Source organism: Kingella potus (assembly GCF_900451175.1).
In the GTDB taxonomy this organism is placed as follows: Bacteria; Pseudomonadota; Gammaproteobacteria; order Burkholderiales; family Neisseriaceae; genus Neisseria; species Neisseria potus.
The window spans coordinates 24,936-37,953 of record NZ_UGJJ01000003.1; the positions used below are offsets into that span (position 1 = coordinate 24,936).

The 13,018-nt window shown below is 60.4% G+C and carries 13 protein-coding genes and 1 other RNA gene; 11 read left to right on the top strand and 3 right to left on the bottom strand.

Features of this window, described 5'->3' with window-relative positions; translation table 11 throughout:
* Positions 1-75 precede the first annotated feature (75 nt).
* From DYE40_RS10130 to xth, 3 genes are all read left to right on the top strand, one after another.
* On the top strand, positions 76-1,527 hold the full coding sequence (locus tag DYE40_RS10130) for an NAD-dependent succinate-semialdehyde dehydrogenase (RefSeq protein WP_115308992.1): 1,452 nt from the start codon (positions 76-78) through the stop codon (positions 1,525-1,527).
* 113 nt (positions 1,528-1,640) lie between these two features.
* Entirely contained in the window at positions 1,641-2,063 is a 423-nt protein-coding gene (locus DYE40_RS10135; protein ID WP_244733249.1) for an ArsR/SmtB family transcription factor, read from the top strand.
* Positions 2,060-2,830: an exodeoxyribonuclease III gene (gene xth / locus DYE40_RS10140; protein ID WP_115308993.1), complete on the top strand. Its 771-nt coding sequence runs from the start codon at positions 2,060-2,062 to the stop codon at positions 2,828-2,830. The genes DYE40_RS10135 and xth overlap by 4 nt, the downstream gene beginning before the upstream one ends.
* Before the next feature lie 48 nt (positions 2,831-2,878).
* On the opposite strand, the gene mobB is transcribed toward xth, so the two are convergent.
* Positions 2,879-3,394: a molybdopterin-guanine dinucleotide biosynthesis protein B gene (gene mobB, locus DYE40_RS10145; RefSeq protein WP_115308994.1), complete on the bottom strand. Its 516-nt coding sequence runs from the start codon at positions 3,392-3,394 to the stop codon at positions 2,879-2,881.
* Positions 3,395-3,524: 130 nt separating this feature from the next.
* Between mobB and DYE40_RS10150 the strand changes: the two genes are divergently transcribed.
* Positions 3,525-4,856, top strand: coding sequence for a phosphatase PAP2/dual specificity phosphatase family protein (locus tag DYE40_RS10150; RefSeq protein WP_115308995.1), 1,332 nt, complete (start codon positions 3,525-3,527; stop codon positions 4,854-4,856).
* A gap of 21 nt (positions 4,857-4,877) precedes the next feature.
* Positions 4,878-5,258 carry a hypothetical protein gene (locus DYE40_RS10155; protein ID WP_115308996.1) on the top strand — a complete coding sequence of 127 codons (381 nt, stop codon included), beginning with the start codon at positions 4,878-4,880 and terminating at the stop codon, positions 5,256-5,258.
* A 508-nt stretch (positions 5,259-5,766) separates the two neighbouring features.
* On the opposite strand, the gene DYE40_RS10160 is transcribed toward DYE40_RS10155, so the two are convergent.
* Positions 5,767-6,789, bottom strand: coding sequence for an ABC transporter permease (locus DYE40_RS10160; protein ID WP_115308997.1), 1,023 nt, complete (start codon positions 6,787-6,789; stop codon positions 5,767-5,769).
* A 380-nt stretch (positions 6,790-7,169) separates the two neighbouring features.
* On the opposite strand from DYE40_RS10160, the gene DYE40_RS10170 reads away from it, so the two are divergent.
* Positions 7,170-7,445, top strand: coding sequence for a type B 50S ribosomal protein L31 (locus DYE40_RS10170; protein WP_115308999.1), 276 nt, complete (start codon positions 7,170-7,172; stop codon positions 7,443-7,445).
* Entirely contained in the window at positions 7,445-7,570 is a 126-nt protein-coding gene (gene ykgO, locus DYE40_RS10175; protein ID WP_007342718.1) for a type B 50S ribosomal protein L36, read from the top strand. The genes DYE40_RS10170 and ykgO overlap by 1 nt, the downstream gene beginning before the upstream one ends.
* 47 nt (positions 7,571-7,617) lie before the next feature.
* Here ykgO and DYE40_RS10180 read toward each other — a convergent pair whose 3' ends face one another.
* Positions 7,618-8,211 carry a pseudouridine synthase gene (locus DYE40_RS10180; protein WP_115309278.1) on the bottom strand — a complete coding sequence of 198 codons (594 nt, stop codon included), beginning with the start codon at positions 8,209-8,211 and terminating at the stop codon, positions 7,618-7,620.
* A 227-nt stretch (positions 8,212-8,438) separates the two neighbouring features.
* Between DYE40_RS10180 and icd the strand changes: the two genes are divergently transcribed.
* The 4 genes from icd to DYE40_RS10200 all read left to right on the top strand — a co-directional run bounded on the left by icd (position 8,439) and on the right by DYE40_RS10200 (position 12,925).
* Positions 8,439-9,677: an NADP-dependent isocitrate dehydrogenase gene (gene icd, locus DYE40_RS10185; RefSeq protein WP_115309000.1), complete on the top strand. Its 1,239-nt coding sequence runs from the start codon at positions 8,439-8,441 to the stop codon at positions 9,675-9,677.
* A gap of 142 nt (positions 9,678-9,819) precedes the next feature.
* Positions 9,820-10,182: a transfer-messenger RNA gene (gene ssrA, locus DYE40_RS10190) on the top strand.
* A 298-nt stretch (positions 10,183-10,480) separates the two neighbouring features.
* Positions 10,481-11,662 carry a tyrosine-type recombinase/integrase gene (locus DYE40_RS10195; protein ID WP_115309001.1) on the top strand — a complete coding sequence of 394 codons (1,182 nt, stop codon included), beginning with the start codon at positions 10,481-10,483 and terminating at the stop codon, positions 11,660-11,662.
* A 183-nt stretch (positions 11,663-11,845) separates the two neighbouring features.
* A complete protein-coding gene (locus tag DYE40_RS10200; RefSeq protein WP_115309002.1) occupies positions 11,846-12,925 on the top strand; it encodes an ATP-binding protein in 1,080 nt (359 codons plus the stop codon).
* Positions 12,926-13,018 lie beyond the last annotated feature (93 nt).

Below are 13,018 nucleotides of genomic sequence, written 5' to 3' on the forward strand. Positions count from 1 at the left end.
GCGCCCCCGCACAGACAAGCGCGGCAATCGCGCGTATAGTGCCGCCTTATCCCACCTTTTTGAAAGGAAACCGCCATGCAGCTTGCCGATCCCGCCCTTTTGCAGACCCGCTGCCTGATAAACGGGCAATGGCGTGATGCCGACAGCGGCCGCACCCTGCCCGTTACCAATCCCGCCACCGGCGACACCGTCGCCCGCGTGCCCGACATGGGCGAAGCGGAAACCCTATCCGCCGTTGCCGCCGCCTGCGCCGCGCAGAAAGCATGGGCGGCACGCCCCGCCGCCGAACGCAGCCGCATCCTGCGCCGCTGGTTTGACCTGATTACCGAACAGCGCAGCAGCCTCGCCGCCATCCTCACCGCCGAACAGGGCAAGCCGCTGGCCGAAGCGGAAGGCGAGATTGCCTACGGCGCGTCGTATATCGAATGGTATGCCGAAGAAGCCAAAAGGATTTACGGCGACACCGTCCCCGCGCTCCGCACCGACCAGCGGATTACCGTCATCCGCCAGCCCGTCGGCGTGTGTGCGGCCGTTACCCCTTGGAATTTCCCCAACGCCATGATTACCCGCAAGGCCGCCCCCGCGCTGGCGGCAGGCTGCGCCTTTATCGTGCGCCCCGCCTCGAAAACGCCCCTCTCCGCGCTGGCTTTGGGCGAGCTGGCGCAGCGGGCGGGCATTCCCGCCGGCGTGTTCAACGTCATCACCGGCTCCTCCCGCGCCATCGGCGGCATACTCACCGGCGATGCGCGGGTGCGCAAATTCAGCTTTACCGGCTCCACAGAAGTGGGGCGCACCCTGATGGCGCAATGCGCCGCCACCGTGAAAAAAGTGTCGCTCGAACTGGGCGGCAACGCCCCTTTCATCGTTTTCGACGATGCCGACATCGACGCGGCGGTGCAGGGAGCGGTGGCCGCCAAATTCCGCAATGCCGGCCAAACCTGCGTCTGCGCCAACCGCTTTTATATACAAAGCGGCGTGTATGACGAATTTGCCGCCAAATTCGCCGCCGCCGCAGGCCGTCTGAAAACCGGCAACGGCACCCGCCCCGACACCGACATCGGCCCGCTGATCGATGCCGATGCTGCCGCCAACGTGCGCCGCCTGCTCGACGACGCAGCCGCCAAAGGCGGCCGTATCCTCTGCGGCGGCGTTTCAGACGGCCTCTTCCTCACGCCCGCCGTCATCGCGGATGCCAACGCGCAAATGGCCGTGTCCCGTGAAGAAATCTTCGGCCCTCTCGCCCCGCTGTTCCGCTTCGACAGCGAAGCAGAAGCCGTAGGGCTGGCCAACGACACCGAATACGGCCTGGCCGCCTATTTTTACAGCCGCGACATCGGCCGCATCACCCGCGTGGCCGAAGCACTCGAATACGGCATGGCCGCCGTCAACACCGGCATACTCTCCAACGCCGCCGCCCCCTTCGGCGGAATGAAGCAGTCGGGCATAGGCCGCGAAGGCTCGCGCTACGGCCTGGACGAATATCTGGAAATGAAATACATCCTGACCGCCGGCATAGAGGCCGTCTGAACAACACACGGCGCAAAAAGGCCGTCTGAAAACGCCGCCCCGCACAGCCAAAACCCGTTTTCAGACGGCCTGGCACATTGCGCCCGCCCCCAATCCTCCATAGAATGCCGCGCATGAACACAAACCTCCAACGTCTCAACCCCGCACGCGGCGGAAACGGCCCGATGCGCAACGCCGAACACGTGGCCGCCATGCTCAAACTGATGGCGCACCCCAGCCGCCTGATGCTGCTTTGCCTGCTCTCCGAAGGCCCCTGCAACGTCAGCGATATGGCACACGCGCTGGGCATCAGCCAAACCGCCCTGTCCAACCACCTCGCCAAGCTGCGCGAAGGCAAACTCATCGATTTCACCCGCTACCACCGCGTACTCGAATACCACATTGCCTCGTCCGAAGCCCAAACCATCCTCGAAGTATTGAGCGGCTTCTGCCTCAACCGCAGCCCGGCTGCGCCCGATGCCGCGCAATGCCCCCTTGCCGCCGCAAACGGAAAATCCGGCGGCACAACCCGCCGGAGCAAAACGGACAAACCATGAAAATCGCCTCTTGGAACGTCAATTCCCTCAACGTGCGCCTGGCGCAGGTACAAAACTGGCTCGCCGAACACCAGCCCGACATCCTGGCCTTGCAGGAACTCAAGCTCGACCAAGACAAATTTCCCGCCGCCGCCCTCGCCATGATGGGCTGGAAAAGCGTGTGGAGCGGCCAGAAAACCTACAACGGCGTGGCCATCCTCAGCCGCAGCGAACCGCAGGACGTACGCACCGGCCTGCCCGCCCTGCCCGACGATCCGCAGCGGCGCGTGATTGCCGCCACCATCGGCGGCGTGCGCGTCGTCAATGTCTACTGCGTCAACGGCGAAGCCCCCGACAGCCCGAAATTCCAATATAAAAGACAATGGTTTGCCGCGCTTACCGAATTGGTGCGCGACGAACTTTCCCGTCATGAAAAGCTCATCCTGCTCGGCGACTTCAACATCGCCCCCGCCGATGCCGACTGCTACGACCCGGAAAAATGGCGCGGCAAAATCCTCTGCACCGACGAAGAGCGCGGCTGGTTCCAAACCCTGATTGATTCGGGGCTGGCCGACAGCCTGCGCCGCATCCGCCCCGAAGGCCCGCTCCCTACCTGGTTCGACTATCGCGGCGCAATGTTCCAACGCGGACTCGGCCTGCGCATCGACCACATCCTGATTACCCCCGCGCTTGCCGCCGTATTGGAAGACGCGGCGGTGGATTTGGACGCACGTGCGCAGGAACGCCCCAGCGACCATGCTCCGGTGTGGGCGCAATTCGCTTTGTAAACGCAGGCCGTCTGAAAACAGGGATTGCGCCGTATCCGATCCTGTTTTTCAGACGGCCTTTTGCCCTTTCGCATCCGCATACCATTGCGCCACAAAACGCGCGATTTGCGCCGCATCGTTGAGATCCAACACCGGACAGGCGCATTCGAATGTACAGTCGGCCGCCACCGCCAGCACATAGCCGTCGGTTTCCGGCAGCGGCCTGCCCGAATCCCGGCGGTGCAGCAGGATTTTCGGCAGCGGCTCGTGCTTGAAGCCCTCCACCAGCACCAAATCCGCCAGCGCGGGATCAAACTGCCGCAGCAAATAGTCAAACGGCGCGGCCTCCTGCGGCGTTTCGGTCATCAACGCCCAACGGTTGCCGCAGGCCATCATAACCTGCGCCGCACCCGCCTGCGTCATACGGTGGCTGTCTTTGCCGGGGCGGTCGGTCTGCGCGTTGTGGTGGCTGTGCTTGACCACCGCCGCCCGCAGCCCCAGGGCGCGAAGCTGCGGCAGCAGTTTTTCCAGCAGCGTGGTTTTGCCGCTGCCGCTGTATCCGGTAATACCGATCACGGGAAGCATCGTCTTCTCCTCAGGTAAAAAAAATGCCGCCATTATAGCTGCGGCTCACCTGCCGCCCGCGCCAAACCGCAAAAGGCCGTCTGAAAACCCGTTTTCAGACGGCCGCCACACCCGAAAGCCGCTCCCCGCCATGAAACCCGCACTCAAACCCTCATTATTCAAGCTGCTGGCCGTCGGTGCGCTGTTTTACAGCAGCTACGGCCTGTCCAACTTCCTTGCCTCGCGCCGCGCCTCCGTACCCGAAATCGCCTTCGACTGGGAACGCGGCATCCCGTTTTGGGCGTGGACGGTCATCCCCTACTGGTCGCTCAACCTGATGTATGCCGCAGCGTTTTTCCTCTGCCGCGACACGCGGGAACAAAACCGCTACATCCTGCGGCTGGTTGCGGCGCAGCTTGCCGCAACGGCCTGCTTCCTGCTTTTCCCCCTGCATTTTTCATGGCCGAAGCCGCCCTACGGCGGAATTTCCGGCTGGCTGTTTGACGCGCTTTTGGCCTTCGACCTGCCGTATAACCAAGCCCCCTCGCTGCACATCGCGCTTGCCCTCATCGTCGGCGCGTTTTACTGGCGGCGTTTCCCCAAAATCCGCCTGCCGCTCGTTTTGTGGCAGAGCCTGATTGCCCTGTCGGTGCTGACCACCTACCAGCACCATTTCATCGACGTCCCCACCGGCGCGTTATTGGGCGTTTTGGTGCTGTGGGCTTTGCCGCAGCAGGGACGCAGCCCGTTCAGACGGCCTCCCGAACGGCACGGGCATACGGACAGAGGCCGTCTGAAACTGGCACGCCGCTATCTGGCGGGCGCATTTGCCGCCGCCCTGCCCGCCCTGGCCGGCGGCGCATGGCTGTGGCTGCTGTGGCTGTCCGCCGCCCTGCTGGCCGTGGCCTTTGCCTACTTCGCCGCCAATCCCGCCGTGTTCCAAAAACGGCCAGACGGCACACTGTCTCCCGCCGCCGCCGCCCTGTTGCTGCCCTATCTCGCCGCCGTGCGCCTGAACGCCGCTTTCTGGCTGCGCGGCAAAGCCCGCACCGCCCAAGTGCGCGACGGCCTGTTTATCGGCAGCATACTCGGCGCAAAAGGGTTTCCCGCCGTATTGGATTTGTGCGCCGAATACCCCTGCCGCCACACCGCCGCCGAATACCGCTCCCTGCCGCTGCCCGATTTGCTCCTGCCCTCCGCAGAAATCTTGGCGCAGGCCGCCGCACAGGCCGAACAGATGCGTCGCACGCACGGGCGCGTCTTGGTCTGCTGCGCGTTGGGCTACGGGCGCAGCGCGGCGGTGGTGCTGGCCTGGCTCACGGCCTACGGCGGCTGCAAAAACGCTGCCGAAGCCGCAGCCGTATTGCAGCAAGTGCGGCCGCAGGCCGTGTTGGCGCAGAAGGTAATCGCAGCGGCCGACGCAGCCGCAGGCCGTCTGAAAACACAGCCGCGCCATGCGCCATCCGGTTTTCAGACGGCCTGAATCCGCATAAGGAAACAAAATATGAACGACGACCAAACCCAAGCCCTCGTTACCGCCCGCCTGCTCTCTGCCGCCCGTCCCGCCGCCGCCGCCAACGTGCTGCTGGCCGCACTGGCCGCGCAATACGGCGGACCCGGGGCTGCCATACAGCTCGTATTGGCCGCCGCCCTGCTTTACTGCCACATCCGCCTTGCGTTTGACCGCCGCGTGTTTGAAGACTTCGCCTGCGGCCGCTACACGCCCGAAGCCTTCGATGCCGCCCTGCGGCAAACCGGCCTGCGCCGCAGCTTTCCGGAGCGTACCGCCATGCCGCAGCGCAGCGCGGGCGCACTGGCTCTGTGGCGCAAAAGCCTGTATCTGACGGCGGCACAGGCGGCGGTTTTGCTGATACAGGCCGTCTGAAAAACAGATGCGGCAAACAGTAGGGTGTGTGGCGCAGCCACGCACGCGTTCCCGCCAAAATAAACATCAGGCCGTCTGAAAACAGACACTGCAAAGCAGGGTGTGTCGCCCAAAAGCGACGCACGCGGTTTTTGCCGCCTCCGCCCATCCGCCACCTCCGCAACCTCTTACCGACCCGAAAACCGCGTGCGTTGCGGAACAACACACCCTACACAGCGGCAGAGGCCGTCTGAAAACGGATGCGGCAAACAGTAGGGTGTGTGGCGCAGCCACGCACGCGTTCCCGCCAAAATAAACATCAGGCCGTCTGAAAACAGACACCGCAAAGCAGGGGGTGCCGCCCAAAGGCGACGCACGCGGTTTTTACCACCACTACTCACATCCACCTCCGCAAACCCTTACCGGCCCGAGAACCGCGTGCGTTGCGGAGCAACACACCCTACACAGCGGCAGAGGCCGTCTGAAAGCCGCATTGCGGTTTTCAGACGGCCTCTCTCTTTTCCTGTGTTCAGATCCGCGAACGCACGTCAAACGCCTGCCGCAGCCCTTCGCCTATCATCACCAGCAGCAGCAGCATCACGGTCAGCGTGCCCACGGCGGACAGCCCGATCCACCATGCGTCGAGATTGTCTTTGCCCTGCGCGAGCAGCTCGCCCAAACCGGCCCGGGCCGCGGGTACGCCGAGGCCGAGGAAGTCGAGGCTGGTCAGCGCAAGCACCGCGCCGGAGATGCGGAAGGGCAGAAACGCCAGTACGGGCGTAAGGCTGTTGGGCAGGATGTGCCGCCACATAACCGCGCCGCTGCCCACACCCATCGCCCGCGCGGCCAAAACATAATCGGCACGGCGGTTTTTCAGAAATTCGGCGCGCATATAGTCCGACAGCCCCATCCAGCCGAACAGCGACAGCAGCGCCAGCAGCAGCAAAAGTCCGGGGTTGAAAAACGACGACAGGATAATCAGCAGATACAGCTCGGGCATTCCGCTCCATATTTCGATCAGGCGTTGCAAAACCAGATCGGTTCTGCCGCCGTAATAGCCCTGCACCGCGCCGGCGGCAATGCCGATGACGGTGGTAACGGCGGTGAGCGCGAGGGCAAACAGCAGCGAATCGCGGAAACCGTATACCAGCCGCGCCAGCACGTCGCGGCCGCGGTCGTCGGTGCCCAGCAGATGCTTTGACGAGGGCGCGGCCGGGTCGGGTGCGGTGTCGGAGTCGTCCAGCGTGCCTGCGGCGTACGGGTTGGGCGGATATACGGCACGGCTGCCTTCGGAAGTGATGTTCCGCCGCACCAGCGGGTCGAGATAGTCGGCGGGCGTGTCGAAATCGCCGCCGAAATCACGGTCGTGATAAGTGGCCAGAAGCGGAAAATAATGCGCACCGCGATACTGTATCCACAACGGTTTGTCGTTGCTCCACAGCGGCGCGGCCAGCGCGGCGGCAAAAAGAAAGGCAAGCAGCAGAAAGCTGAAATAGCCGCGTTTGTGGCGTTTGAACGCCTGCCACGCGCTGCGGGCGGGAGTGTTTGGCATATCGGGTTTCGTCGGTTGGTCGGTATCGGGAGGCCGTCTGAAAAACGGATTGCCGGTTTTCAGACGGCCTGTTGCTCGGGCAGGCAGGCAGCGGCTTTCAGACGGACTGCAAAAGAATTTTGCCAAACGGCGCAAAAGGCTGCCGCCGATTCGTCGGACAAAGCCATGCCCGATACGGAATGCCGTACGCAGTTCGGCCTGTCGGAATGGTACGGGAAAGCCCTGATGCGCCCTTTGCTTTCCTTTCCCATATCGCAACAGGCCGCGAAAGATAGCAGCTTTCCGACAGCCCCGCCACGCGCAACGCAAAAAACGCTTGCCACAGCGTTTCGCCCTGTTTAAAATGTTACAACATAACAAACAAAGGAGCGTTATCCGATATGAAAGCAGGCATCCATCCCGAAAACTACCGCACCGTGCTGTTTTTCGACAGCGGCGCGGACGAAGGCTGGCTCATCCGCTCGTGCGCCGACACACACGGAAAAACCATGGTGTGGCGCGACGGCAACGAGTATCCCGTCTTCATGCTCGACACCTCGTCGGCTTCCCATCCCGTGTACACCGGCAAACGCCGCGAATTTTCCACCGAAGGCCGCGCCAGCCGCTTCCAACAGCGTTACGGCAGCCTGTTCGACACACTGAGAAAGGACAAATAATGCAGGTATTATCTTCACTGAAAACAGCCAAAACCCGCCACCGCGACTGCCAAATCGTCCGCCGGCGCGGCAAGGTTTATGTAATCTGCAAAAGCAACCCGCGCTTCAAAGCACGCCAGCGTTGATGCCGGCGCATTGCGTTCACAAGACAGAGGCCGTCTGAAAACCGTTTTCAGACGGCCTCTTTCCCGTTTTTGCCCGCCGCCCACGGCAAATGCGGCGCAAACCGCCATTCGCCCGGCCGCAGGGCGCAGTCAAACAGATTCAGACGGCCTATACCCACCCGCACCAGCCGCAAACAGGGATAGCCCGCCTTTGCCGTCATCCGCCGCACCTGACGGTTTTTCCCTTCCGAAATTCTGATTTCCAGCCAGAAATCCGGCACCGTTTTGCGCACCCGCACCGGCGGCACGCGCGGCCACAGCCTCTCCGTCTCTGCCGCAGACAAAAGACGGATTTGCGCCGGAGCCGCCGTAAAGTCCCCCAAATCCATCGGCCTGCCCAGCGCGGCCAGTTTTTCCCCTTCCGGACTGCCTTCAAGCTGCGCCCAATAGGTTTTTTCCAGCTTGAACTTCGGATGCGCAATCCGCGCCTGCAAACGCCCGTCATCGGTCAGCAGCAGCAGCCCCTCGCTGTCGGTATCCAGCCGCCCTGCCGGATAAAAACCCGGAGCGGCGATAAAGTCTTTCAAACTGCGGTGTTTGTCATGCGCACCAAACTGGCTGACCACGCCGCAGGGCTTGTTGAACACAATCAGATTATCCATTTTTTCCACGAAAAGCGTTTTCAGACGGCCTATTGTACCCGCCGCACCCGTTCCGATGTGGACGGCATCCGGCATTGCAGCGGCATTTACGGCCGACATCTCCCCACGGATAATGTCAACAGCTACTGGCAAAAATTTACCAAATCCCGCATAATCGCGCCGCCGCACGCCGGTTGCCAAACCGCCGTGCCTTTTACAAGAAAACGACCATCTTTACAGGAGACACCATGAGTCATATCAGAGTACCTGCCGCCGGCGCGAAAATCGTTCCCGGACAAGCCGTTCCCAACAACCCCGTCATCCCCTTTATCGAAGGCGACGGCATCGGCGCGGACATCACGCCGGTAATGAAAGACGTAATCGACGCAGCCGTGGAAAAAGCCTACGGCGGCACGAAAAAAATCCATTGGATGGAAGTCTATGCCGGCGAAAAAGCCACCAAAATCTACGGCGAAAACGTTTGGCTGCCCGAAGAAACCCTGGCCGCACTCAAAGAATACGCCGTCTCCATCAAAGGCCCGATGACCACACCCGTCGGCGGCGGCATCCGCTCGCTCAACGTCGCCCTGCGCCAAGACCTCGACCTCTACCAATGCGTGCGCCCCGTGCGCTACTTCAACGGCGTACCCTCCCCGCTCAAAGACCCGGGCAAAACCGATATGGTCATCTTCCGCGAAAACACCGAAGACATCTACGCCGGCATCGAATGGGAAGCCCAAAGCGACGAAGCCAAAAAAATCATCTCCTTCCTGCAAAACGAAATGGGCGTAAGCAAAATCCGCTTCCCCGAAACCTCCGGCATCGGCATCAAACCCGTATCCAAAGAAGGTACGCAACGCCTGGTACGCGCCGCCATCCGCTACGCCGTCGACAACGACAAACCCAGCGTAACCCTCGTACACAAAGGCAACATCATGAAGTTTACCGAAGGCGGCTTCCGCGACTGGGGCTACCAGGTAGCCAAAGAAGAATTCGGCGCACAGCCTATCGACGGCGGCCCGTGGTGTTCGTTCAAAAATCCCAAAACCGGCCGCGAAATCATCATAAAAGATGCGATTGCCGACGCTTTCCTGCAACAAATCCTGCTGCGTCCCGCCGAATACAGCGTTATCGCCACCCTGAATCTGAACGGCGACTACATCTCCGACGCACTGGCTGCCCAAGTCGGCGGCATCGGCATCGCCCCGGGTGCCAATATTTCCGACCAATACGCCGTCTTTGAGGCTACCCACGGCACCGCACCCAAATATGCCGGACAAGACAAAGTAAATCCCGGTTCGCTGATCCTGTCCGCCGAAATGATGCTGCGCCATCTCGGCTGGACGGAAGCTGCGGATTTGGTCATCAAATCCATGGAAAAAGCCATCGGCGACAAACAGGTAACATACGACTTCGCCCGCCTGATGGACGGAGCAAACGAAATCTCCTGCTCTGCCTTCGGCAAAGCCATGATCGAAAGAATGTAACCGCCCGGCAAACAAACAGCTTACACAGCTTACAGATGCCGTCTGAAAACCCTGTTTCCCGGATTTCGGACGGCATCTTGCAATCTTCGCGGCAACACATGGAAATTTCCGCCGAATCCTGTATAATCCGCCTTTCCTATCTGGGGGCGATCTTGGTTTCGACGGGGGTTGCGAAGCAGATGCGGGCATACCGGGGTCTCAGATTTCCCGTAAAACACTGAACGAAAATAGTCGCAAACGACGAATCTTACGCACTGGCCGCTTAAGGCCTGCCGTTGCAGCAGCTTGTCAGTGGGCTGCGCGGGGTAACCCGCAGCAACGTCATTTCACATTGACTGGTTTTCCGTCGGGTTACTTGGCGGAAAATAAGATTTAAGGTAACTGGCTTCCTGCGAGCCCGTCTGTCGGCGCAAAGGGAGCGAGATTCCAAGTAGGCAAGACTAAGTATGTAGAACGCTTTGTAGAGGACTTTCGGACGGGGGTTCAATTCCCCCCGCCTCCACCAAACTCACTATTCCAGAGTATGCAGGAATAACAAAAACCGCTAATCAGACAAGGATTTAGCGGTTTTTCATTGCCTGCCGTGCGCTGGAATATTCCCCAGTATCCGCGATTTATGGGGTAACATTTGGGGTAACATCCCTGCAAAACCCCGCAAAAACACCCCGAAAACGCCCCCGATTTTGTCCGTTTTTTTGTAGAAAATTACCCCATAAAATTCAAAAATGCTTGTAGAGCATTGCTCTACAAGAAGTTATTTGCCAATTCAAGTTACCCCAAAATTTTGAAAATGTTACCCCAAAATGCCGAAAACCACCGCCCCGCTTACTGATAGCCAATGCAAACGCCTTGCCATTCCCGAAAGCGGCACGGCGCAGCTTGCCGACGGCGGCGGGCTGTATCTGCAAGCGGGACGCGGCGGCAAGTCTTGGCGGCTGCGCTATTACTTCAACGGGCGGCGGGATGAAATGCGGCTTGGCATGTATCCCGCTGTAAGCCTACGGGAGGCGCGGGCGAAGCGTGAAGAGGTGCGCCGCTTGATTGGGCAGGGCATAGACCCGAAACGACACGCGCAGGCAGAGGGTAATCAGGCATCAGGCAGCTTTGAAGACACCGCCCGCCGCTGGCACGCCGACCAATGCGCAAAGCCTGACAAGTGGACGGCCGGCCATGCAAGGCGCGTTTTGCGCAGCTTGGAAATCCACGTTTTCCCCGCCATCGGGGCGCAGCCCGTAGACGCGATCGAGCCGCTGCGGGTATTGGAGACGCTGCAAAGGCTGGAAGCGGCGGGCAAGAACGACACCGCCCGCAAGGTGCTGGACGTAGTAAATCAGGTTTTCGGCTATGCGGTGCGGCTGCGGCTGATTCCGTCCAATCCCGCCGCAGATCTGCGGACGGAGATGGCAGAGACGCAACAGCGGAACTTTGCCCATCTGTCCGACACGGCGGATCTGCGGGAGATGCTGCGCGGCTTCGATACCTACACGGGCAGCCCGCAGGTGCGGACGCTGCTGCAGCTTTCCCCGCTGGTGTTTGCAAGGCCGTCCGAATTGCGTTTGATGAAATGGGCAGAGCTGGATTTGCCCGCCGCGATTTGGGAGAAGAGCGGGCAGGATATGAAAAACGGGCTGGATTTTGTCGTGCCTTTGAGCAGGCAGGCCGTGAGCCTGATTGAAGCCCTGCGGCCTTTTACAGGACATCATGATTTTGTGTTTGCCCGCAACGGCAGGGCGTTAAGCGAGGGGGCGATTAGAAAGGCTCTGGAACGCATGGGATACAAGGGCAGGCAGACGGCGCACGGCTTCCGCCATATTGCCAGCACGCGCCTGAATGAAATGGGCTTTAACCGCGATTGGATAGAACGCCAACTTGCCCACAAAGACCCGAACCAAACCCGCGCCGCCTACAACAAGGCGCAATATCTGCCGCAGCGGGCGCAGATGGTGCAAGCATGGGCGGATTATTTGGACGACCTGAAAAAATAGTGTTTCCAGCCACACAGACGCACGCAGGCGGCGTTTCTGCCGCTTGCCAATACCCTGCCGCACCAGTAAGGCAAAACGCGCAGAAATCGCCGTTTTTGCGGTTTATGCAGCTTTATCCATCTCTTGCATAATTATTCATTTTGCGGATAATGCCGCATACCACAGCACACGGCAGCGCACAAAATGAAAGACCCTTTGTACTACCACCGCCCCGAATATGCCGCCAAGCTGGTAAACAGCCTGAAAGACGGTATTACCCACGCTTTTACCCTGTTTGCTCCGCGCCGCATGGGCAAGACTCAATTCCTGCTACAAGACGCATCCCCCGAAGCGCAGCGGCAAGGCTTTAACGTTTTCTATTTTTCCTTTATGGACACCGCCGACCCCGCCGCCGATTTTCAGACGGCCTTATGCGGTTTTGCCCGCAGCATCCGCGCAGGCGGCAAAGCGGCGGACTTTATCGGCAGTATCAGCAAACTGGAAGCATTGGGCTTTGGTATCGAGCGGGAGGCCGCCGCCGAAACCCCGCCGCGCCTGTCCGAGCTAATCGGCCTTGCCGCCGCCGACAACCGCCCCAGCCTGCTGCTGCTGGACGAGATACAGGAACTTGCCCGCGCCAAAGATACCGGCAACCTGATTAAATCCTTTCGTACAGGCTTGGACATCCACAAAGACCGCATCAAAACCATCTTCACGGGAAGCAGCACCAACGGGCTGCGGGCAATGTTTAACGACAACAAAGCCCCCTTTTTCCATTTCGCCCACGCGCTGGATTTTCCGCTTTTGGGGCGGGAATTTACCGATTTTCTGGCAGACATCTACGCGCAAAGGACGGGCGGCAGTATCGACCGCGCCGCCCTGTATGCCCTGTTTGGACGACTGCACCACACGCCCATGTATCTGCGGGCGATTATCCAAGACATGATATTAAATCCAACATTAAGCCTTGAAGAAGCCGCAGCGCAGCGCATGGCCGACATAGGCGGCGGGCAGGCACAGGCGGGGCAATGGGAGAAAATGAAGCCGCTGGAACGCGCGATCATCCGCGATATTGCCGCAGGCGGCGCAAGCATCTACGGCGCGGCATCCCGCCGCCGTTATGCCGCCCTGCTTGGATTGGACAACATCGCCGCAAGCAGCGTGCAAAGCGCAGTCAAGCGCATGGAGCGGCGGGAATGGATAAGCAGGGACGCGCAAGGCCGCCTGATAGTCGGCAGCCCCCTGCTGCAAACTTGGATTGTTGAAAATATCGAGGTCGTCTGAAAATGGAAGACAAACCCTTACACCTGTCTGATTTGCCCGATTTGCGCGACTGGCTTTTTTCCCCCATCCGAAACCCGCAGAAATGCGGCTTTT